This is a genomic window from Leptospira weilii serovar Ranarum str. ICFT, assembly GCF_000332415.1.
In the GTDB taxonomy this organism is placed as follows: Bacteria; Spirochaetota; Leptospiria; order Leptospirales; family Leptospiraceae; genus Leptospira; species Leptospira weilii_A.
Map to the genome: position 1 here is coordinate 14,363 of NZ_AOHC02000048.1, position 20,219 is coordinate 34,581.

The following is a 20,219-nucleotide window of genomic DNA, read 5'->3' on the forward strand; positions in this document are numbered from 1 at the left end:
GGTCTATAGTATAGGGGGGTATAGTATGAAGCCGAAACACAAATTACGATCGGATCCGAAGGTTAGGGACAATCTGATTCTAAGATTGAAAAAAATCGAGGGACAAGTTCGGGGAATTCAAGCAATGATTGAAAGGGAAGAATACTGCGACGACGTACTCAATCAGTTGTCTTCGGCAAAATCGGCTTTGGACGGTGTGTCCAAGATTCTGCTCAAAAGTCACATCCAAACCTGCGTCGTTGAAAGAATCCGAGAGAACGATCCTAAAATCTTGGAGGAATTTATGACAACCGTGGATCGTGTTCTTAAATAAACGGAGGAGGAAACGTATGAAAGAAATCGAACCCAAGTCGGATGGAATCACGTTAGACGTCATAGGAATGACTTGCGCCAACTGCGCGTTTAGGATCGAAAAAGGGCTCAAAGGATTGCCGGGGGTGAGAGATGCAAGAGTCAATTTTGCGATGGAAACCGCAAAGGTGGAATTTGAATCTCCGGTCTCGGAAGAAGTTCTCCTGAATAAGGTGGATTCTCTCGGTTACCGCGCCTACGTACACGAGGATCTTGAAAATCGCGGAGAAGCCGAAAAAGCGCACGAAAAAGAATTCAAAAATCTGAAAGTCCGTATTTTTGCCTCCGCCCTTTTGTCTTTTCCTTTGTTTTTAAGTATGGCGGGACATTTCGGAAACAATCAAATTTCCGAATATTTATATTTTCTAATGAATCCTTGGTTACAATTCGCTCTGGCCACCCCCGTTCAATTTTGGATCGGCGCATCTTTTTATAAGGGAGGTTATAGGGCAATTCAAAACGGAGGAGCGAACATGGACGTTCTCGTCGTTTTGGGAACTTCCGCCGCGTATTTTTACAGTGTTTACCTGACTTTTCTTTCGCTCGGAACCCATCGTCACGGAGAAATTTCACTCTATTATGAAACCTCTTCCGTACTGATTACATTGATACTTTTCGGAAAATTTTTGGAACACATCGTAAAAGGAAAATCTTCGAAAGCGATTCGATCCTTAGTCGGTTTACAACCTAAGAACGCGAACATCATTCGAGACGAAAAAATTCAAGAGATTCCCTTGCTTGCGGTTCGTCCGGGAGATCTGCTTTTGGTAAAGGCTGGAGAAACGATTCCCGTCGACGGGATCGTAGAGGAAGGACGTTCCTCCGTCGACGAATCGATGTTAACCGGAGAGAGTATTCCCGTGGAAAAAACGGACTCCGATTTTCTTTACGGGGGTTCTATCAATCAAAGCGGGGTTTTAAAATTCAGGGCTTCTAAGGTGGGAAAAGATACTTTGCTTTCCGGAATTATCCGAGCGGTACGGGAAGCGCAAGGTTCCAAGGCTCCGATTCAAAGAATTGCGGATCGAATTTCCGGAATTTTCGTTCCGACGGTCGTTCTACTTTCGGTCCTTACTTTGTTTCTCTGGTATTTTTGGATTTCACCTTTTCACTTTTCCGGCGCCTTGGAAAAGTCGATAGCGGTACTCGTGATCGCCTGTCCTTGCGCCTTAGGTTTGGCGACTCCGATTTCGATCCTTACGGGTTCGGGAAAAGCGGCCACTTTGGGAATTTTATTTCGGACCGCTGAAGCATTAGAAATCGCTCATAAAGTAAATACGATCGTTTTCGATAAGACCGGAACCTTAACTCGCGGAAAACCCGTTCTTAAAAGTTTGGAGAGTTTAAATTCTCCGGAAGAGAATTCCTTACTTACGTTAGCCGCTTCTGCGGAGCAGAACTCGGAACATCCGCTTTCTAAAGCGATCGTGGAATCCGCGAAAGAAAAAGGACTTACACTTTCGATGCCCGAAAATTTCGAAACGATTCCGGGAGGAGGTGTTTCCGCTTCTCTGGACGGAAAAAAGATTTTGATCGGGACCGATCGATTGTTTCGTGAAAGAGGGATCGAACTGAATTCCAAGCTGATCGATTTGAAACGCATTAGAGAAGAGGAGGGAAACACGGTCGTTCATATGAGTTTGAACGGAATTCATTCCGCGATCCTTTCTTTGGCGGATACGATCAAAGAATCGACTCCGGCAGCGATCGCAAAACTGAAATCTCTCGGTATGGAAATTTATATGATAACGGGTGATAACGAAAGGACGGCTCGCGCCGTCGCAAAGAGTTGCGGCATTGAACACGTGTTAGCCGAAATTCTACCCGAAGGAAAGTCCAAGGAAGTGAAAAAATTGACGAACTCCGGAAAGGTAGTCGCGATGGTAGGGGACGGAATCAACGACGCTCCCGCCTTGGCGGTCGCGGATCTTGGGATCGCTCTGGGAACCGGAACGGATGTGGCGATGGAATCTTCGGACGTGGTGATCGTAAACGGGGATTTAAATTCGATCGCAAACGCGTTTTTCATCAGTAAGAGGACGGTTTATAATATTCGGCAGAATTTATTCTGGGCCTTGTTCTACAACACGTTGGGAATTCCGATCGCAGCCCTGGGATTTTTAGCGCCATGGGTCGCGGGCGGCGCCATGGCTCTCAGTTCCGTTTCCGTAGTTTTAAACGCACTCCGTCTACAAAAAAAGTAATCGGAACTTGTTTCAAAAAATACAGAAATAATTTAAAAAGTCATTATATTCAAATTAGCTGTTTTTTAAGGCGCCCTCGATCCATTCTTTGTAGGAATGAAGGTTGCGGATCTTGGAAACGTATTCGTTCGCTTCCGGACCGAGTTCGATTCCGTAAGTGATAAACCTTCCCACGACGGGCGCATAAAACGCGTCCGCGATCGTGAACTCTTTTCCGAAAAGAAAAGGCCCTTTGTAGGAGTGTAGACATTCTTTCCAGATGGATTCGATTCTTTGAATGTCTTTCCAAACCTCTTCGGGAAAAGATTTACCGTGGAGTTTTTCGACTATTTTCATCGGTAAATTTTTTCTAAGATCGGTAAAACCGGAGTGCATCTCCGCGACGATCGATCGAGCGACGGCCCGTAAGGTTTTGTCTTTCGGCCAAAGATTTTTTTCGGGAAAGGTTTCGGCCAAGTATTCTACGATGCCGTACGTGTCCCAGATTTTGACGTCATCGTCGACAAGAACCGGCACCTTGCCCGCATTCGAATAGAGTTTTATCTTTTCGTGAAATTCGGGAGTATTTAGAGTCAGCGAAATTTCGGTAAAAGGAATATTCTTTTCTTTTAATAGAATCCAAGGTCGCATGGACCAGGAGGAGAGTTTTTTGTCGCCTATAACGAGTTTAAGATCTGTCATACTGCCAAATTCATCGGTGGAACCGAAATTGTCACTCATCTATCGAGGGGGTTTAAGACAATCGGCAAGATCAGGATGGCATTTTACGTTGGAATACGGCCGTGTACGTTCCGATAAAAATCATATTTTGTACTTGCAAAAAGTATGATTTTCTGATATAGAAAATCTCCGATTTTACCCGCCGCCCGTTTTACGACCGAAACTCAGTGAATGCCTCTCTATGGATCGGCATTCAGGGAGCGAAATCATGCGTTACCGATCTCTATATAATAAAGTACCGTTGATTTTTATCGCAAAATACAGTTTCAATACAAAATATTATGTACTTATTATATAGTTATGAGTAATCCCTAAAATTTCTCCGAAAGAAAAAGACGAACCTGAGTTTCGAGAGTCGTAGAAAAATCGATCGGATAAATTTCGTAATCCACTTCGAAGGCTCTTCGATTTTTTATTTCCGAATCGGACCAAACTTTCTGCCAGAGTTGAATTACGATCTCCGGACTTTTCCCTTTGGAAGAAATCAACTCCATATATTTTCCTTCCGGAAGTTGAACATTTTCAAAAGAATTGATTTCATCGGAAACGATTCCGATGAAATAAGAATATTCTCCGTTTTCATCGTTTTCGTAATCTTTGTAAACCGCGTAGATGGAATCTCCCTTGTTGTTTAGTTTCGGAAAAACTTCTTGGAAAAATCTTTCCCAGAGTTTTGGAATTTTTCCGTTCGCTCCCATTTCGTTTTCATTTTTTGTACGAGTTCCGATACCGATCAGATTCTTTTTAGACATTGAACTTTGTTTCATAAATCTCTCTTGGTTCCTTTCACATGTATGAGAAGAATTCAGATTCTTTTTATAAAAAGATATGAATTCGGAGAATGTAAATGTTCAAATTCAATCGTCCATTACTAAAGGAATATCATTTTCCGATTTTTATCCGTATTTCCGAGCCTGTTCTAAGGTCACTTAGTTGACGGATCAAACTAAATACTTAGGTGTGTTTATAGCGGTTTAATATACAGAAGAATCGCTTATTCCTTAAGAGATGGAGGAGATCTATGTTTATTATGAAAGTAAAAATCGAGGAGGTGAGGGAAATATGAATCTTTCTTCGATTTTAATTTCTTATTTTTATCAATATCCTCACGCGATGTTTATCACGAATCGCTGTGGTATGATCGAATATATTAATCCCGTTTTTGAAACCATTTCCGGTTATAACCGAACCGAGTTGATTGGGCAAAATCCGAGATTATTTCAAGCCGGCGTTCACAACTCCGACTTTTACGAAGAATTATGGAAGACCATTCTTTCCGGAAAGGAATATGAAGGGAATTTTTTAAATCGAAACGGATCGGGGGAGACGATTTCTTGGAAGGAAAGAATCACACCTCTTCGGGACGAGGAGGGGAATATTTCAAATTTCTTATGTAGAGTCGATCTTCCTTTGGATGATGAGATCGTAACGCCCGTATCCGAAGAGAATGCGGAAGACTTTCAAAACGGAAAAGTCAGAGAATCTCTTTTGCCGCAACTTCAAAATGAATACGGACTAACGTGTCAAGAAGCCAAGATCTGCGAACGTTTAGTGGCGGGTCAAACGAGAGCCTGTTTGATTCAACAACTCGGAGTACATTCAGGAACTCTAAAGAATCATCTCAAGGCGATTTACAGAAAAACAATCGAAAAAGATTTGGCCCAGCCGGGTCAGGGAAGAGATCAGCTGCAAAGACTCACGATGTTTTTGATTCGCCTTTCCTAATATAGAATTTAAGAACGAAAGAATCGGAGTCTAACTCCGATTCTTTTTCGTTTTAATGTTTCCCCCAAATTTTTTCCAAATAAGCCTCCCTACCCGAACCTTTTCGATAGGATTGATAATGTTCCGGATTGGTTTTATAATAATTTTGATGATATCCTTCCGCGGGATAAAAAGAAGTAAAAGGAACGATTTCAACCGAGATCGGCCCGGAAAATTTTCCGGACTTTTCGATCCGTTGTTTGGATTCTTCCGCGGCTTTTTTCTGAGTTTTATCGTGATAAAAAATTCCGGTTTTATACTGATTGCCTCGGTCCGCAAATTGTCCTCCGCTATCCGTCGGATCGATCTGTTTCCAAAAAACATTTAAGAGATCTACGTAACGAATTTTAGAAGGATCGAATTCGATCTGAACGCTCTCTCTATGACCCGTTTTTCCGCGGCCCACGTCTTCGTAAGTAGGATTGACTTCTTTGCCTCCCGAATAACCGGAAATGACGGAGATAACTCCGGGAAGGGATTCGAACGGGGCTTCCATACACCAAAAACATCCGCCCGCAAAAGTGGCCTTTTCCGTTTTAGGATTTGCAATCAAAGTGGAAAAAAAGAATACGGCACAGACTAAAATCAAAATTCTAAAATGGAACATACGGTTCTCCCGAAAGAAAGGTTCGATTTCAAAATGGAACGGTTACAGAAGACGGACCGAATCCTTTCAATCGTTTTTTGCGGAGTGTTTTAAAACTTACGGCGAGTGCGGCGTTGCTGACTTTCATTTCGGAACCGGCGCCGATCTAAAATCGATCCGGATCGTCTCGATTTTCAAATTTTCGTTCATTCTAATATGATTTTCACTTCAAAAGAAAAAAATCCTATGTTTTCTTTTAAAGAATCTAATTTTAAGAACGTAATATGAAAATCGCAATCTTGGGAAGTGGAATCGCGGGACTGAGCGCCTGTTGGTATTTGAGCAAGGAACACGATGTCGTTTTGATCGAACGTCATTCGCTTCCCGGAATGGACGCGCATGGAACGGACGTCGAGTTAAAAGACGGAATTTTTCGTTTCGACGTTCCTTTCCGGGCATTCAAACAAAATTATTATCCTTGTCTGATTGAGATGTACAACGAAGCGGGAATCGCATTCAGACCCGTGGATTATTCCTTTTCTTTAAACGAAAGGGACGGGTCCACTTACTTTCAATTCAGCACTTTCGGGTTCGGCGGAAATTTTTATCCGTTCGTTTCTCCCGTTTGTTTTAAGAGCGGGGAATCCAGAAAAATTTTTTCGGATACGATCCGTTTCTACGGTCAATCCGCGAGTCAATGGGAATCTCTCAAAGGCGAACAACTTACGATCTCGGGGTTCTTGCAAAAATTCGCATATTCAAAAGAGTTCCAAGATAAGTATCTGATTCCTATGTTCGCTACCATCAACACTTGCACTCTCAAAAGCGCTAAAAATTATCCGGCGGAAGCGGTGATCGGTTATCACGCGAAGGGTTTTAAGTTTCTTCGTTTTTTAACCGCCAGTCGAGGAACCAGGGACATCACGAAAAGGCTTTCAATGGGAGCGAAGGAACTTAGATTAAAATCCAATCCGAGAAAGATCGAACAGAATGGTAAAAAAGTTTTTGTTTCCTTCGATAACGGAAAGGAGGAATTCGATCGAGTTGTGGTCGCGACGCCGGCCGATCGGGCGATTTCACTTCTTCCCGACGAGATGGCTCTGGAGAAAAAACTTCTTTCCTCGTTTCGATACGAAGAATCGGAAATTTTGATGCACACCGATTCTTCCTTTATGCCCAATCAAAAAAGGCACTGGGCCCCTTTATGTTTTACACTTTCCCCGGAAACGGACAAACCTTCGGCCACGATTCGATTGAACAAGGTGCTTCCCGAAATCGGAAAGGCCGAAATTTTTCAAACCTGGAATCCTTTGGAAGAACCCAAACAGGGAACGCTGATTTCCCGTTCCCGATTTGAAAGGCCGATCATCGATCTGAAAAATCAAAAGACCGTCGAAGAATTGAAGGCCCTTCAGGAACAACCGGGAAGAAAAATCTGGTTTTGCGGTTCCTATGCAAGATACGGAATTCCACTTTTAGAGGCGGGCGTTTCCACATCCTTGGACGTAAAACGTTGGGTGGAAAATTCAATGCGTTCTTAACAACACGAGTTGAAATCCACAAAGAGGAAGCGAATTCGGCCTTGGCTGGCCGAACTTATCTCGCGCGGCTAGATCGAGTTTCTTCATTGCGAGGTTACGGCGCGTATCAAAACGCAACCCACGTTAAGCGGGTTTGACGGCTGCATAAAGGACGAACTGAAAATATCTTTTCATTCTTTCCCCGCCTAAAAACTCCGCAAAGCGGGAATATTTACGAGCGATTCCGGGTGGGATTTTACTTTCGGGTTCTTGAGTTTTTCTTTTGAGGAAATTTGCAAAACCTTCGAAAACTTCCTCTTCTAAAAAATCAAAACCTTCCAAGACAAACCCGGAAGATTTTAAAAGTCCGGAAAGAGAATCGGGTGTGACTCGATTGTTTTTCGGGATCGAACCGAATGTACAAATCAGATCTCTCAACCAAAAGTCTAGGATTCCCAGTTTGGAATTTTTTAAAATCAGTTCCGCGGAAACGAGACGACCTCCCGGTTTCAGAATACGAAAGGCTTGCTCGCAAAATTTTTTTCGATCGGAAAAAAAGGACGCGCTGTCCAGACAAAGGATTCGGTCCAGGGACCGGTGCGGAAAGGAGAGGATCGTATCTTCGACGGAAGAACAAATCAGATTAGGAGAAGAATCGGATCGAGACTCTATCAGATTTTTTGCAAATTCGACTTGGACGACGGAGGCGTTGACTCCGGTAAGATCGGCAAAGTCGAGGGAAAATTCTTCCTTCCAGACGAAGAATTGATCCCCGCATCCGAAACCCAGGTCCAGTACTTTGAGTCCCGGTTTGAGATCCGCTCTTTTGCCGAGGAGTCGAGCCAACGTTCCGCAAGCAGTCGGATAATCGCTCGTGTTTTTCCAATAACCCAGATTGGCCCAGGAAGAATTTTCAGGATTGAGATAAAGATGTGTGAGCGTATCGGGCGCCTCTTCCGGTTTTGTTTTTAGAAAAAATTTCATTTAGAAAATTCTCCCCGAACTCGAAGTATCGAAATTCCTGACTAAATCGGCGATCGGAAGCATTTTACAAAGTCCTTTGGTTTATCTTTCAAAAAGTGTATTTATGAAATTCGGATACGGATCTACATGTCGCATTAATAAACGGCTATACGGATATTTAGTTCGATCGATCAGTGTTTTAAATCCGTCTTCCGAACCGTCTGAAAAAAAAATCGAATTCGATCCCGTTGATGATCACGCTTTTAGATCCGACTCGAGCGAGAAACAATTGTTGCCGCGTTTTGTTTTTTAGAGACCGGCAAAACCAACTCGAACATAAAAAGATCCGGAAATCGGAATCCGCTCTTTCACAAATCCTCTTTAGAGCCGGTCTCAAAACTTTGATAGAACTTGAGATAAGCTGGAATTGAGAAACAATCTACCAGTTTTGAGACCGGCTCTTAGTCATAGAGATCGGAGGAAGTGGTTTCAAAATTTCACGAACGGATTTGTCCCAAACGAAAGAAGGAGAATTTTTTTGGAGCCATGATTCTCGGAGGTTTGTTTGAAAGTCGGTCTTAGAAAATCATTTACGTTTTTGGAATGGAATTTCCCTCTTGAGACAAGTTCGACGGAAGTTGCATTAAATATTACTCGAATTTAGTATTTTAATTGAAGTTTTTTTTATACCATTCTTGATAGATAAAAATTTTGCCATTGGCGATAAACGCAGGGATCATCTGCATGATCGAGAAACGAATCAACAAATTCGGGGAGAACGGGACCTTCGCAACGAAGACCATCCCCAAAGGAACCTTGCTGTTCAGTTACAGCGAGTGGATCGAGGACGAAGAATTTGGGTGGAAAGTTCTGACGGTCGACGAAGCCGAGTCGCTTCCCGATTCCGAAAAGGACATCTTCATGAAATACGGATACGATGTGGACTTTGGTTTAGTCACCGGGCCGACCAGCGATCAGTACGTAATCAATCATTCCAATTTTATGAATCACTCCTGTGATCCGAATATGTGGTATGATCAGGACGACAACATCGTAGCAAAAAGAGAAATTCGAGCGGGAGAAGAGCTTACCATCGACTACGCAAATTTCATCGTAAACTTCGATCAGACCTTCGAGTGCGGCTGCGGATCTGCAACTTGCAGAAAATTCATTCGGAAAGACGATTGGAAACTTCTGGTTCACGAATATCAGATGAACTTTCCGAAATTCATTCAAAAAGAAATCAAAAAACTTTACGTTAAAATTCCGGTATAAAACGTAAAACGGCTTAAAACGAAAATCTTACTTTCTAACCTTTAGGATTCTTTCCAGGATTCCTCTTCTGAGAAGTCCTGGAGAATCTTCAAACGCTGCGGTATTCGTACTTCGCGCGTTTTCTATCGAATAGAATACGTCGGGTTCCACATTCTTGACGATCGTCATTGCCTGGCTGATTTTCTTCCTTTTTAAAACCGTAAAAACGATTTTTACCGGGCCGCGGCTTCCTAAACCGTTCATTGTTGTAACCCTATATCCGGCTTCGGAAAGTTTATTTGCGATCTCCTCTCCGTTTCGGGGAGATATGATTCTCAAAAGAGAAAAGCCGATCGCCAGTTTTTCTTCGAGAATCATTCCGATAAAAGTGCCGGTTGCAAATCCCCCGGCATAAGCGAGGTAACAAAGGACGTTGTTTAGATTTTTGATGACCTGGGTGATCACGATGACCCAGAGAAGAACTTCTAAAAATCCGAGAGAGGCCGCGATTGCCTTTTTTTCTCTGGTGAGAAGAATGACTCGGATCGTTCCGATCGATACGTCGGCGACTCGAGAGAAAAAGATAAAACAAGGGAGGAGAACGTAATCGAAGATAGGATTTCCGGGAGGAGGAAAACTCAGTTCCATACCTAACAAGGATCTCTGAGGGAATGATTCTCGTCGAGGAGAATTGGCGGCGTTCTACCGGAAGGATCGACTGAAAGTTTCCGTTTTGGTTTTCGGTTTCGGGGTCGAAAACGGATGAGTCTGCCCAACCGCTTGATTTTTATTTGCGCGGGCCATTTCGGAATAATACTTAAAAAGTTAATACGAATTTGTATTTTTTATAATTATGAAATCATAATATTTGGGTCATGGTTTGAAATCGGGAGAAGAGTTATGATTCGAGATCCGGAATTCGGAGATATGGTCCGAGGTCGTTAATTTGATGTCATATCCGTAAAACGGGTATATTATAATTTTTTGAAATAGTAGTTGTTTCCTACGTTTCCGATCAGCGTCGTTTTGCGATATAAATTGATCGAGAGTGGAATCGGAGCCGAACGTTCCAACTTGCGATATCCTTCCGTATAACGGCGCGCGTCGTTTCCGAAAATTCTCGCATCGGTAAGAAGTTCCAGCACGTTATCGTACGTTTCCGGAGAATTGATGATCCGCGGAATCGTTCCTCGATTTGATTTCAGCTTTTCCGAAATTTCGTAGAAATTATTGAAAGAGGTTCGTATATCTTCCCGGTTTTCTCGGATCACACCGGTGGACGCCGCGAAAAAATCTTCAAAGTAATCGGCGGAAGGTAGAAAGTCGGGAGGTCTTTGTTCTTCTTCCAAATACGTAGGTTGAAAAAAAACCGTGTCTTCTTTGTCGAAAGAACCCGGATCGATATCGATGGTTCTTCCCGAAAGAATGGTATTGGTTTGAAACGTGATCTTATAATTGTCCCAAAGTGTGATCGGTTCCTTGAGGCGAATGACGATTTCGATCGCCTTTGTCTGATCTTTGTTTAGAAATCTCTGATCTCCTACTTCTTCGATCGAAACCACGTCTAAACTTCGAACGATCCCTCTTTCTACTCCCAAAATTCGAACCGGCGCTCCCGGATGAATTCCTTCCAAACGAGGATAGTAAATTTTCATGGTATAAGGATATTCATCCTTGGTTCCGGCTTTTTCAATCACGGAAATGTACATTCCCAAGGAAAATCCTAGGAAGAAGATAAGGCCCGTAAGAACTGCTACGTGTTTGGAAAGATTCATAAAACGAATGGGTTTATTATAGGATCGGATTTTATAAGGTGGCGGTTCCGACGCGACCTTCTTTTTTTTAAAATGAGGAGTTCCCGCACACAAAAACAAGATGGGGGCCGATTCAAAAATCCCGATATGAAAACTACGGAAGAAATTTCCCTGAAGAATTTATTATGAGACATAATCTGATTGACTTTCTACGAGAATTTGTGCAGAAAAGGAGAAACATCCTGCTTTTGGCTCTCCTAATTGGGATTTTGAGCGTTGGAATGATTCTCGGGTTCGGTTATCAAGGGATGATTCCCAGAGAATTGAATAAGTTAATCATTACGGGACATGAAAAGCTCAGAACGGAAGAAATCGTAAGAATGCTCGAAATTCAACCCGGAACCTCCTTTGATACTCTGGACTTGGATCTTCTGGAAAAAAAACTTTCCAGACTTCCCAGGGTCAATTTCGTTCGTATCACTAAAAAGTCGGAAGACCAACTTCTCATAGAACTTACGGAAAGAAAAGCCGACTACGTCGTGAACTCCGACGGGCATCTCTACGAGATCGATTCGGAGTTGCGACTTCTTTCCAAAGACGACGTTCGCGAAAAAGATCTTTGTGTTCTTTCCGGAAATTTTCCCATCAAAAACGGAGCCGTTCAGGACGCGAGTTTCCGCGACCTTTACAATTCCGTAGAACAGGCTTTTCGAATGTATCCGGCTCTAAGGCCGAGAATCTCCGAAGTTTTATTGCAGGAAGACGGAGAAATTTTTTTCTTTGCGGACGAACCGATTCAACTGAGAATTCAAATCGGCACACTTCTTCACAAGGATCAAGTCAGAAAACTCTACGCTATATTAGCATATTTTGAAAAAGATCGGATCCAATCCGAACTGGTGGACATCAGAGGAGAAGACGCGGTCTATCACTGATATGTCGGAACCAAGAGATAGAATCATCGCCGCATTGGATCTCGGGACTTCTTTGACAAAAGTAGTCGTGGCCCGGCCTATCTCCGAATACGAAGTGGAAATCATCGGAACCGGCGTATATCCTTCCTCCGGAGTTAAAAACGGATCGATCATCAACATAGAATCCACAACACGTTCCATCATCGAAGCGGTGAGTGAGGCCGAACTCATGTCCGGTCAGGAAATTTCAAGATTAGCCGTAAATATAACGGGCAAGACGGTCAAAGCCGACAATTCCAAGGGAGTTGTCGCAATCACGAACCGAGACAGAACCGTGACGGAACCGGACGTCGTTCGAGTGATCGAAGCCGCCCAAGCGATCCGAGTCCCCGCCGATCAACAGATCTTACACGTACTTTCCAAAGAATTTTCCGTGGACGATCAATCGAGTATTCGAGATCCGATCGGTATGACCGGAGTTCGTTTGGAAGCGGAAGTTCACATCGTGACCGCTGGAATAACAGCAATTCATAATTTAGAAAAATGTGTTGAATCATCGGGTTTAGGTTGCGAGGTGATGATCCTTTCCAGCCTCGCTTCTTCCGAAGCCGTTTTGACTTCGGGAGAAAAAGACCTCGGGACCGCGGTCCTCGACATCGGCGCGGGAATCTGCGACCTGATCGTGTATGTGGACGGAGGAATTTCCTATTCTTGTGTGATTCCTTTCGGAGGCATCAACGTTACGAGCGACATCTCCATCGGACTCAAAACCACGTTAGAAACCGCCGAACTACTTAAAAAAAGATACGGACACACCGTTCTTTCCGAAATCGATCCGACGGAAACGATCGAAATCCCTCCGATCAGCGGAAGGCCCGCAAGACAAGTCCTCCGAGAAGAACTCGTTTCCATCATCGAACCGAGAATGAGGGAAATTTTCGAGATGGCGGATAAGGAACTTGTAAAGTCCGGTAATAAAGGATTTCTTGCGGGAGGAGTGATCCTCACCGGAGGAGGAAGTCTCCTCGAAGGAATCGACACTCTCGCCGAGGACGTGTTTCGTCTAACGGCATCCAGGGCGAGGCCGGGTGGAATCAGCGGACTCGCGGAGAAAGCGTCTTCTCCGGAATTCTCCACGGTGATCGGAATGATCAAATACGCAGATAGAATGACGGACATGGATCAGAAATCCGTGGACCGTTCGGAAGGTTGGTCAAAAAAAATCAAACGATGGATTGAGGACAATCTTTGACCGGTCCTCCAAAAGGAAAAACAACATGATCCGATTTGAAGAAGAAACAAAAACGAACCCCGCGGTGATCAAGGTATTCGGAGTCGGCGGCGGTGGAATGAACGCGGTTACGAGAATGTCCAACTCCACTCTAAAAGGAGTCGAGTTTGCGATTCTCAACACAGACGAACAGGTTTTACTTCGTTCTCCGGTGGAAAACAAAATCGTCTTAGGCGCTAAGGCGACCCGCGGTATGGGAGCGGGTGGCGATCCCGAACTCGGTTACAAAGCGGCGGAAGAAGATAAGGAAAGAATCCAATCCGTTGTCCGCGGAGCCGATATGGTTTTTATCACCGCCGGAATGGGAGGTGGAACCGGAACCGGGGCCGCCCCTGTGATCGCAAAGATCGCCAAAGAAATGAAATGTCTCGTTGTCGGAGTTGTAACTCTTCCCTTTTCTTTTGAAGGAAGGAGAAGAATGGAACTCGCGCGTAAAGGAATCGAACAACTTCGTTCCCACGTCGATACTTTGATTCTCATCAACAACGATTCCATCTTCAGAGTCGTGGATAAGAATACTCCGATCGATCTCGCCTTTCAGGTGATAGACGATATTCTTCTGAACGCGGTGAGAGGGATCAGCGACATCATCAACAATCCGGGACTCATCAACGTGGACTTTGCCGACGTGAAAACGATCATGCGGGACACGGGCGACGCCGTTATGGGAGTCGGAGAGGGAAGTGGGGAAGGTAAGGTCAAAGAAGCGGTCGAATACGCGATCAACAATTCGTTGTTAGACTCCACTTCGATTGCGGGAGCTTCTTCACTTCTCATTAACGTTTCGGGTGGAAAGGATCTTACGATTTCGGATTGGAACGAGGTTTCCGGAATCATCACTTCTCAAGTGGACCCGAATGCGAACATCATCATCGGTCTTCACGAAGACGAAAGTCTTTCCAATAAAATTCGAGTGACCGTGATCGCAACGGGTTTTAACAAACGTTCTTCTTCCGGCAAACTCATTCAAAATCAGGATTTGGTTGCGAGGGTTCAGGAGAACTACGGTTTTCAAAAGAAAGCGGTGGGAATGGAAACGGAGAAAAAAGATTCCTTTCAGGACGAAAGTGTGGAACAGAACCGAAACTCCGGCTTACGATTCCGTTCTTCCAATAGCTCTTCTCCAAAGGCGGAAGACTACGATATTCCGGCGTATTTAAGACGAAATAGCTCGGGGCCTTGAATCTTGTAGTTCGGCTCTTTTGATAAAGTCGTTCAGAAGCGGAAAGTTTAGAAAATTAGAATATACTTTTTTTATTCGTTGATTCAATTTCTATTTAGCGGTTTCGAAAAGTATCGTTGAAATATCTACTTATCCCTGGCTTTCCTTCCCGAACTTCTTGCACTCTTTTAAATCGGAAAATTTTTCCTTACCGAGCTCGCATTGAACCTGTTTTAAAGTCTTATCCGATATACAACGCAATACGATCGCGCGGGACATATCCGGTTGGAGTATCTGTTTCAACATGATTTGCTGCATCGTCGGAGGAATTTCCGTTTCCGACGCTTGTGCGATCAACTTTACGTTGTGCATCTGATTCTCTACACATTCTTCTTCCGTCGGAATTTTTCTACAATCGAGAAGAAAGAAGTTTGAAAACATGAGGATAGAAATGAGAAAAGCGGACTTTCGTCCGCTTTTCGCGCAATTTTGCAATTTCAAAGGAATCGAATTACTTTGCGTTGCTTTCGTCAACTGCAAACGTAGCTTCTACTCTTTTTCTAAGTTCTCTCAGATAGCTCTTATCGGCGTCTTTGAGTTTCATAGCTTCTTCATAGAGTTTGATCGCTTTTTCAAAATCACCTGCAGAAAAGTAATAAGTTGCAAGGTTCGCTTTCGCTCCCCAAGACTGGCCTTTTGCTTTTTTGTCGGCTTTTTCCCAAACTTCTTTTGCTTTTTTGAAACTTGGAGTTTCACCGGAAACTTCTTCCAAACCTTCTTGTAGAAGTTCTTTTACTTCGTCGTCGTCGTCTTTTACGAAAACTTTGATTCTTTCCGTTTTAACGATCGGAGATAGTCTGCCTTTGATATAAGCCGCAGCCTCGTCCAGACCTTGTCCGAAGGAATCCAGAATGGAAGGACATTCCAGATTTCCAACGCTGTTGTAAATTTTTGCCGGGCTAGAAACAACGGCTTTTTTCACTTCCCCTGTTTCCACTTTGATCAAAGTGGCATCCAAAGGAATCAGCATCATCCGAACGCCTGTCGGTTTAGAAATAGGCTCGTTTCCGGTGTTCACGTCTCTTCCAGTCGCCATAGACGCCGCAAATCCGGCTACTTTCATACCCGCTGCGACCGCATCGATTTTATTTTCGGTGCCGCACTCGGTATAAGGTTTTTGATATCCGATGTAAAGAATCGCTTCGGCGCCGATCAGGTTTCCGATCTTCGCTCTGCTTTTCGTGATTCCCGTAAGAGAAAGAGTGGCTTCGTTCAGGATATCGGCGCGTTTGCTGAGGTCGGTAAGTTTGTAATAAGATTCCTTATCGAATGCCTCGAAAACTTTAGAAGGCATTTGGTCGATGAAACTGGAACCTTCTCCGAAGATAGCTTCCCAAAGACTTTTTTTGGGAGGTTCTACTGCCAAACCTACGTTACGAATCGTTCCGAGAAATTTTTGAAGGGCGCGGCCTTCTTTATCTTTCGGGAATACCGGATATTCTACGTCAATGGTCGGTGCGCAATTTCCTAAGAATATAAGGAGAAATAGCACAGCGATTAGAGAAGATGATTTTCTCATGGTAAAGTAACACCAATCCTATTTGATTTTGGGGGATAAGGGCTCATTTAAAATTCAAAAAGAATCATGTCAATAGATTTTAGAATCGAGTTATCGGATTTGAAGAACCGGCCTTGTGTTTTCGATTTTTTGATTGTATCGAAGCTCCTCGCAAAAGAAACTGAGTTGTAATGAGTTTTGTTAGGCGCAAACAAACCGTTTGGATTTTACTTTTTTGTTTCGCAGCCGTTGCCTGTCTCGCTTCTAAAAAAGAAGATGATACGCTCAATCAACAGCTTCTCGGTTGGATTTTAACCTCGGGCTCAAACCCTGCCTGTTTCGATTATTATTCTCAAGAAAATTTATGTTTAAAATCTCCGAAGTCGATCAGCGAGAAATGTTCCGATCAGGAAATGGATCGATTTCAAAACGGAATTCAACCGGCCAATCTGCAAAAGAGGGAGGTTTTGGAAGAACTTCTGCGTTGTTGGAGCCAGTGTAATTCCACATTTTTCCTGAGTGGTTCGTCCTGTTCTTTTGAAACCGAATCCGATTACGTCGCAGCCAAACGTTCCGGTTCCACAAATGGCGGGAATCTTTGGAGACAATGCCAGTCTAATTGTAACACGGGAATGAATTCTTCCTTTCCGAAGTTAAAAGGGATTTCGACTACGAACGTCTATTGGCCTTACCCATGAAAACCCTCGAAGAAGTTACTAACGCTCTCAAGAACACTTATATGGAACACGAGGTGGAAGAAAAACTGCCTCTGATCCAAGAAATTCAACGATTGAAGAAAGAGAAAAACGCGGTTCTTCTCGGACATAATTATATGACTCCGGACGTTTTTCACGGAGTTTCGGACATCACCGGCGATTCTCTTTATCTGAGTAAGGTTGCGGCGGATACGGATGCGGATATCATTCTTTTTAACGGGGTTCACTTTATGGCGGAGACTGCAAAGCTCATGTCCCCCCAAAAGAAAGTTCTCATCGCGGATCTCAAAGCGGGTTGTTCTCTTGCGGAGAGTATCACGAGACAGGACGTGATCGATCTCAAACAAAAATATCCGGGTGTTCCCGTTGTCACGTACGTCAATTGTACGGCGGATGTGAAAGCCGAAACCGATATCTGCTGTACTTCGGCGAACGCGCTGCAGGTGGTCGAGTCCTTGGAAAGTGATACCGTAATTTTTTTACCGGATCGTTACTTGGCCGCGAACGTTCAAAATCTTACGAAAAAAAAGATTATCACCCATCCCGGAAGTTGTATGGTGCACGAGATGTATTCGGCCGAAGACATAGAACTTACGAGAAGACAGTTTCCCGGCGTTACGGTAATTTCCCATCCCGAATGTAAAACCGAAGTTGTGGATCGTTCGGATTATTCCGGTTCCACTTCTCAGATGAGCGAATTCATTCGTAAGTCGGAAGCGAAGAATATTTTTCTAATCACGGAATGTTCCATGGGCGACAATCTTCGTACCGAATTTCCGGACAGGCATTTCGTTTCGACCTGTCAGGTTTGTCCTCACATGAAAAGAATCACTCTCGAAAAAATCAGGGACGCTTTGTTATACGATCAGTACGAAATTCATCTCGATCCGGAAGTGATACAAAAGGGGAGAATGTCCGTTCAAAGGATGTTGGATCTTTCTTTCAAGTAGTTAGGAATTAGGGCGGGCTGTAGGTCGTATTTCTCTCGGCGGATCGACGATTCTCTCCTCTGCGGAATTGTTTGTCGGAACAAATATCGACGGCGACGAAAAAGATTTGATTTTTTAAAACGGTTTTCTTAGAAAGGTCGTTCCTTTTTGAGATTACAAACTTCAAACGGAATCAAACCGGAAAGGCCGATCCTTGAAATCAAAACGAATAAGAATATTATAATTTTGGAATTTTAAAATGTATAGAATCGGAAACGGAATCGATTTTCATAAACTGGAAATCAATCCGAACAGGCCCTTGATCTTGGGCGGAATCGAATGCGAATCCGAGTTTGCACTCGTAGGACATTCGGATGCGGATATCATTTTGCACGCACTTTCCGACGCGATTCTCGGCGCGCTTGCCTTAGGAGATATCGGTCAATACTTTCCAGATACGGATCCGACGCTAAAAAACATAAACAGCAAGATCATTCTTTCCAAATGTCTCGATCTGATGAAAGAGAGAAATTTCGATCTTGTGAACGTGGATTGCACCGTGATCGGAGAAAGGCCCAAGATCGCTCCCCTCAAAGAAAGAATTACAAAATCTTTAAGTAGTTTGCTGAATCTTCCCGCCGATTGTGTTTCCGTAAAAGCCACAACCACCGAAAAAATGGGTGCGTTAGGAAGACAGGAAGGAATCGGAGCTTTTTGTACGATTCTATTGGGAAAAAGATCTTAGTGGTTTTTTACGGAGCGGATCCGTTTTATGAAGAAATCTTAATATAATATTTTTTGAACTAACTCGTTCCTTTTTAAAATGCCTAACGGCTTTTCGACTTAGGATTGTCAAGTAAAAGTCCGGAATCATTTGTTCCGACAAAGGATTACGAAAACAAACGGCTTGATGGATGACATCCGGATTTGCTGGAGTTCCCGCATTGCGAGCGGGTTAGGGATCCGAAACGTCAAAACTGAAATTTTCGAAAACGTCGATTGCAGCTTTTTTATAAATCAACGCATCCGAGCCGTCTTCGTAATAATGTTTTCTTACATGAATTCTTTGAAAATCGCAGGATTCATACAAAGCAATTGCCGGAGAATTTGTAGAATCGACTTCCAGAAAAAAAGTTTTATCTTTTTCGGAATTCAAAAGATATTCCAAAAGTTCTTTTCCCTTTCCTTTCCTCCTTTGACGGGAATAAACCGCGATCCGAAAGATTTCGATCTCGTCTCCTGAAACTTTGTAAAGGATGTAACAGAGATCGGCCGAACCGATTCCCGAAAACTCGTGAAGATGAGAATATAACATTTCTTTTGTCCAGGCGCGACTGCCGAAACAATTTTCTTCCAAGGCAAAAAGCCAATCCAGATCGGTTTTATTGAGAATTTTTATATTCAAGGTCGGAACTCATTTTCATTTTTTGGTCAAATTATAGTTGCGGAAGTCCAATATTCAATCAAGATTCAAAACTCATCTTTCGGATAAAATGACCCATTTGGAAAATTTTACTCCGAAAGCTATGAATCAAGGAGTGAATATGAAAAAAATAGGTAAAATCGTATATGCGGTTCCCTTTGCGATTTTCGGATTGTTTCACTTTATTTCGGGTGGGACGATGACTGGAATCGTTCCTTCTTACATTCCTTTTCCGATCGTTTGGGTATATCTAACCGGATTGGCTTTGATTGCAGCTTCGGTTTCCATTATCACGGGAATCAAGACGCACTTGGCGACGGTACTTCTGGCGGTTCTTTTGGGAATTTTCGTGGTTTTGGTTCATCTACCGGGTGCGGCCGGAGGAAATCAGGCTTCCACAATCGCACTTTTGAAAGACGTTTCCCTTTTAGGAGCCGCTCTTTTGATCGCAGGCACCGTAAAAGACTGAGTCTAAACGCGCTCCGACCGAATTTTCAAAACGTGGGAACTCCTGCGGAAAACCTGGGGGCGTTTCCAGTGGCTAGGAGTTAGGGGGGAAAGGGGAAAGCCTTCCCCTCGCTTCAGCCACTTCGTGTCTTTCGCTTCCCCTTCTCCGGGGGTTTTTACTGCAAGAAAGCCCGGACCCAGTTTTGTTGAAACACAATGAAACTTGCATATTCGGTAAATGCTCCTAACATCTAATCCCTAACCCCCTAGCCACTTGAAACGCCCGGACCCAATCTCGCGATCCATAGCGAGCGAGATTGCCAACGAGTAGCAGCGCGTTGCTCCCAACGAAGTTGGGAAATCTTGTTGAAACACAAGGAAACTTGCATACTCAGAAATGTAAAGTCCTAAAATCAGGTTGACAGAAATCATGATGCTCGATGAACGAATTCAGGAGTTAAAAAACCTAAATGTTGGTGAAGCCTAACATTGTTGAAAAGAAAAACGGCTTGATTGACGGCGACTATGGCTTCTTTAAAAGAAGCAAAAGAATTGAATACTAGGTGTCGTATTTAAGAGTTTTATTAACTCTTTCAGCGACAGCATTTTCATAACAATGATTTTCCTCAGTCATACTGATCCTGTGACCGGCGTTAAGTAAAA

General features: G+C 43.5%; 21 protein-coding genes and 1 pseudogene. 12 read left to right on the forward strand and 10 right to left on the reverse strand.

Going from position 1 to position 20,219, the window contains the following annotated elements:
• Positions 1-25: 25 nt before the first annotated feature.
• Both LEP1GSC060_RS15865 and LEP1GSC060_RS15870 read left to right on the forward strand, forming a co-directional pair.
• Complete coding sequence (locus LEP1GSC060_RS15865) at positions 26-313, forward strand: metal-sensitive transcriptional regulator (RefSeq protein ID WP_003008075.1); 288 nt, start codon at positions 26-28, stop codon at positions 311-313.
• A 16-nt stretch (positions 314-329) separates the two neighbouring features.
• Positions 330-2,555, forward strand: a complete 2,226-nt coding sequence (locus LEP1GSC060_RS15870) for a heavy metal translocating P-type ATPase (RefSeq protein ID WP_003008087.1) — start codon at positions 330-332, stop codon at positions 2,553-2,555.
• 54 nt (positions 2,556-2,609) lie between these two features.
• On the opposite strand, the gene LEP1GSC060_RS15875 is transcribed toward LEP1GSC060_RS15870, so the two are convergent.
• A complete protein-coding gene (locus LEP1GSC060_RS15875) occupies positions 2,610-3,236 on the reverse strand; it encodes a glutathione S-transferase family protein (RefSeq protein WP_003008008.1) in 627 nt (208 codons plus the stop codon).
• A gap of 350 nt (positions 3,237-3,586) precedes the next feature.
• Positions 3,587-4,027 (reverse strand): GyrI-like domain-containing protein, encoded by a 441-nt coding sequence (locus tag LEP1GSC060_RS15880; protein ID WP_036096814.1) that lies wholly within the window; start codon positions 4,025-4,027, stop codon positions 3,587-3,589.
• Positions 4,028-4,283: 256 nt separating this feature from the next.
• Here LEP1GSC060_RS15880 and LEP1GSC060_RS15885 point away from each other — a divergent pair, with 256 nt between their 5' ends.
• On the forward strand, positions 4,284-5,000 hold the full coding sequence (locus LEP1GSC060_RS15885) for a PAS domain-containing protein (protein ID WP_003008044.1): 717 nt from the start codon (positions 4,284-4,286) through the stop codon (positions 4,998-5,000).
• A gap of 52 nt (positions 5,001-5,052) precedes the next feature.
• Here LEP1GSC060_RS15885 and msrA read toward each other — a convergent pair whose 3' ends face one another.
• Positions 5,053-5,646: a peptide-methionine (S)-S-oxide reductase MsrA gene (msrA, locus tag LEP1GSC060_RS15890; RefSeq protein WP_036096816.1), complete on the reverse strand. Its 594-nt coding sequence runs from the start codon at positions 5,644-5,646 to the stop codon at positions 5,053-5,055.
• Between the two features lie 263 nt (positions 5,647-5,909).
• Here msrA and LEP1GSC060_RS15895 point away from each other — a divergent pair, with 263 nt between their 5' ends.
• Complete coding sequence (locus LEP1GSC060_RS15895) at positions 5,910-7,166, forward strand: FAD-dependent oxidoreductase (protein ID WP_036096818.1); 1,257 nt, start codon at positions 5,910-5,912, stop codon at positions 7,164-7,166.
• Positions 7,167-7,289: 123 nt separating this feature from the next.
• Here the strand turns inward: LEP1GSC060_RS15895 and LEP1GSC060_RS15900 are convergent, their stop codons facing one another.
• Positions 7,290-8,129 carry a class I SAM-dependent methyltransferase gene (locus tag LEP1GSC060_RS15900; protein WP_003008005.1) on the reverse strand — a complete coding sequence of 280 codons (840 nt, stop codon included), beginning with the start codon at positions 8,127-8,129 and terminating at the stop codon, positions 7,290-7,292.
• A 723-nt stretch (positions 8,130-8,852) separates the two neighbouring features.
• Here LEP1GSC060_RS15900 and LEP1GSC060_RS15910 point away from each other — a divergent pair.
• Positions 8,853-9,383: an SET domain-containing protein gene (locus LEP1GSC060_RS15910; protein ID WP_003007996.1), complete on the forward strand. Its 531-nt coding sequence runs from the start codon at positions 8,853-8,855 to the stop codon at positions 9,381-9,383.
• Positions 9,384-9,410: 27 nt separating this feature from the next.
• Here the strand turns inward: LEP1GSC060_RS15910 and LEP1GSC060_RS15915 are convergent, their stop codons facing one another.
• Together LEP1GSC060_RS15915 and LEP1GSC060_RS15920 are read right to left on the reverse strand one after the other, a co-directional pair.
• Positions 9,411-10,010: a DUF2179 domain-containing protein gene (locus LEP1GSC060_RS15915; RefSeq protein WP_003008033.1), complete on the reverse strand. Its 600-nt coding sequence runs from the start codon at positions 10,008-10,010 to the stop codon at positions 9,411-9,413.
• A 326-nt stretch (positions 10,011-10,336) separates the two neighbouring features.
• Complete coding sequence (locus LEP1GSC060_RS15920; RefSeq protein ID WP_036096833.1) at positions 10,337-11,137, reverse strand: MlaD family protein; 801 nt, start codon at positions 11,135-11,137, stop codon at positions 10,337-10,339.
• 164 nt (positions 11,138-11,301) lie between these two features.
• Between LEP1GSC060_RS15920 and LEP1GSC060_RS15925 the strand changes: the two genes are divergently transcribed.
• The 3 genes from LEP1GSC060_RS15925 to ftsZ are packed head-to-tail and all read left to right on the forward strand — an operon-like array spanning position 11,302 to position 14,504.
• Positions 11,302-12,051 (forward strand): cell division protein FtsQ/DivIB, encoded by a 750-nt coding sequence (locus LEP1GSC060_RS15925; protein ID WP_036096823.1) that lies wholly within the window; start codon positions 11,302-11,304, stop codon positions 12,049-12,051.
• A gap of 1 nt (position 12,052) precedes the next feature.
• Entirely contained in the window at positions 12,053-13,282 is a 1,230-nt protein-coding gene (ftsA, locus tag LEP1GSC060_RS15930) for a cell division protein FtsA (protein WP_003007990.1), read from the forward strand.
• A gap of 25 nt (positions 13,283-13,307) precedes the next feature.
• Positions 13,308-14,504 carry a cell division protein FtsZ gene (ftsZ, locus tag LEP1GSC060_RS15935; RefSeq protein WP_003008003.1) on the forward strand — a complete coding sequence of 399 codons (1,197 nt, stop codon included), beginning with the start codon at positions 13,308-13,310 and terminating at the stop codon, positions 14,502-14,504.
• Positions 14,505-14,633: 129 nt separating this feature from the next.
• Here ftsZ and lep read toward each other — a convergent pair whose 3' ends face one another.
• Both lep and LEP1GSC060_RS15945 read right to left on the reverse strand, forming a co-directional pair.
• Positions 14,634-15,023, reverse strand: coding sequence for a LipL41-expression chaperone Lep (gene lep, locus LEP1GSC060_RS15940; RefSeq protein ID WP_036096824.1), 390 nt, complete (start codon positions 15,021-15,023; stop codon positions 14,634-14,636).
• Positions 14,995-16,062, reverse strand: a complete 1,068-nt coding sequence (locus tag LEP1GSC060_RS15945; RefSeq protein WP_003008051.1) for a lipoprotein LipL41 — start codon at positions 16,060-16,062, stop codon at positions 14,995-14,997. Before LEP1GSC060_RS15945 ends, lep begins: the two co-directional genes overlap by 29 nt.
• 170 nt (positions 16,063-16,232) lie before the next feature.
• Here LEP1GSC060_RS15945 and LEP1GSC060_RS15950 point away from each other — a divergent pair, with 170 nt between their 5' ends.
• The 3 genes from LEP1GSC060_RS15950 (at position 16,233) to ispF (ending at position 18,431) form a co-directional block, all read left to right on the forward strand.
• Positions 16,233-16,739 carry a hypothetical protein gene (locus tag LEP1GSC060_RS15950; RefSeq protein ID WP_003008069.1) on the forward strand — a complete coding sequence of 169 codons (507 nt, stop codon included), beginning with the start codon at positions 16,233-16,235 and terminating at the stop codon, positions 16,737-16,739.
• On the forward strand, positions 16,736-17,707 hold the full coding sequence (nadA, locus tag LEP1GSC060_RS15955; protein WP_036096825.1) for a quinolinate synthase NadA: 972 nt from the start codon (positions 16,736-16,738) through the stop codon (positions 17,705-17,707). The genes LEP1GSC060_RS15950 and nadA overlap by 4 nt, the downstream gene beginning before the upstream one ends.
• A gap of 238 nt (positions 17,708-17,945) precedes the next feature.
• Positions 17,946-18,431 (forward strand): 2-C-methyl-D-erythritol 2,4-cyclodiphosphate synthase, encoded by a 486-nt coding sequence (gene ispF / locus LEP1GSC060_RS15960; protein ID WP_003008080.1) that lies wholly within the window; start codon positions 17,946-17,948, stop codon positions 18,429-18,431.
• A 210-nt stretch (positions 18,432-18,641) separates the two neighbouring features.
• Here ispF and LEP1GSC060_RS15965 read toward each other — a convergent pair whose 3' ends face one another.
• Complete coding sequence (locus tag LEP1GSC060_RS15965) at positions 18,642-19,091, reverse strand: GNAT family N-acetyltransferase (protein WP_003008037.1); 450 nt, start codon at positions 19,089-19,091, stop codon at positions 18,642-18,644.
• A 139-nt stretch (positions 19,092-19,230) separates the two neighbouring features.
• Here LEP1GSC060_RS15965 and LEP1GSC060_RS15970 point away from each other — a divergent pair, with 139 nt between their 5' ends.
• A complete protein-coding gene (locus LEP1GSC060_RS15970; protein ID WP_036096834.1) occupies positions 19,231-19,578 on the forward strand; it encodes a DoxX family protein in 348 nt (115 codons plus the stop codon).
• A 406-nt stretch (positions 19,579-19,984) separates the two neighbouring features.
• Here the strand turns inward: LEP1GSC060_RS15970 and LEP1GSC060_RS20870 are convergent.
• A pseudogene (locus tag LEP1GSC060_RS20870) lies at positions 19,985-20,190 on the reverse strand (integrase core domain-containing protein).
• Positions 20,191-20,219 lie beyond the last annotated feature (29 nt).

Excerpts from the sequence above, each read along its gene's own strand:
- LEP1GSC060_RS15865 (WP_003008075.1), top strand. The coding sequence starts at position 26 with ATGAAGCCGAAACACAAATTACGATCGGATCCGAAGGTTAGGGACAAT.
- LEP1GSC060_RS15870 (WP_003008087.1), top strand. The coding sequence starts at position 330 with ATGAAAGAAATCGAACCCAAGTCGGATGGAATCACGTTAGACGTCATA.
- LEP1GSC060_RS15875 (WP_003008008.1), bottom strand. The coding sequence starts at position 3,236 with ATGACAGATCTTAAACTCGTTATAGGCGACAAAAAACTCTCCTCCTGG.
- LEP1GSC060_RS15880 (WP_036096814.1), bottom strand. The coding sequence starts at position 4,027 with ATGTCTAAAAAGAATCTGATCGGTATCGGAACTCGTACAAAAAATGAA.
- LEP1GSC060_RS15885 (WP_003008044.1), top strand. The coding sequence starts at position 4,284 with ATGGAGGAGATCTATGTTTATTATGAAAGTAAAAATCGAGGAGGTGAG.
- msrA (WP_036096816.1), bottom strand. The coding sequence starts at position 5,646 with ATGTTCCATTTTAGAATTTTGATTTTAGTCTGTGCCGTATTCTTTTTT.
- LEP1GSC060_RS15895 (WP_036096818.1), top strand. The coding sequence starts at position 5,910 with ATGAAAATCGCAATCTTGGGAAGTGGAATCGCGGGACTGAGCGCCTGT.
- LEP1GSC060_RS15900 (WP_003008005.1), bottom strand. The coding sequence starts at position 8,129 with ATGAAATTTTTTCTAAAAACAAAACCGGAAGAGGCGCCCGATACGCTC.
- LEP1GSC060_RS15910 (WP_003007996.1), top strand. The coding sequence starts at position 8,853 with ATGATCGAGAAACGAATCAACAAATTCGGGGAGAACGGGACCTTCGCA.
- LEP1GSC060_RS15915 (WP_003008033.1), bottom strand. The coding sequence starts at position 10,010 with ATGGAACTGAGTTTTCCTCCTCCCGGAAATCCTATCTTCGATTACGTT.
- LEP1GSC060_RS15920 (WP_036096833.1), bottom strand. The coding sequence starts at position 11,137 with ATGAATCTTTCCAAACACGTAGCAGTTCTTACGGGCCTTATCTTCTTC.
- LEP1GSC060_RS15925 (WP_036096823.1), top strand. The coding sequence starts at position 11,302 with ATGAGACATAATCTGATTGACTTTCTACGAGAATTTGTGCAGAAAAGG.
- ftsA (WP_003007990.1), top strand. The coding sequence starts at position 12,053 with ATGTCGGAACCAAGAGATAGAATCATCGCCGCATTGGATCTCGGGACT.
- ftsZ (WP_003008003.1), top strand. The coding sequence starts at position 13,308 with ATGATCCGATTTGAAGAAGAAACAAAAACGAACCCCGCGGTGATCAAG.
- LEP1GSC060_RS15945 (WP_003008051.1), bottom strand. The coding sequence starts at position 16,062 with ATGAGAAAATCATCTTCTCTAATCGCTGTGCTATTTCTCCTTATATTC.
- LEP1GSC060_RS15950 (WP_003008069.1), top strand. The coding sequence starts at position 16,233 with ATGAGTTTTGTTAGGCGCAAACAAACCGTTTGGATTTTACTTTTTTGT.
- nadA (WP_036096825.1), top strand. The coding sequence starts at position 16,736 with ATGAAAACCCTCGAAGAAGTTACTAACGCTCTCAAGAACACTTATATG.
- ispF (WP_003008080.1), top strand. The coding sequence starts at position 17,946 with ATGTATAGAATCGGAAACGGAATCGATTTTCATAAACTGGAAATCAAT.
- LEP1GSC060_RS15970 (WP_036096834.1), top strand. The coding sequence starts at position 19,231 with ATGAAAAAAATAGGTAAAATCGTATATGCGGTTCCCTTTGCGATTTTC.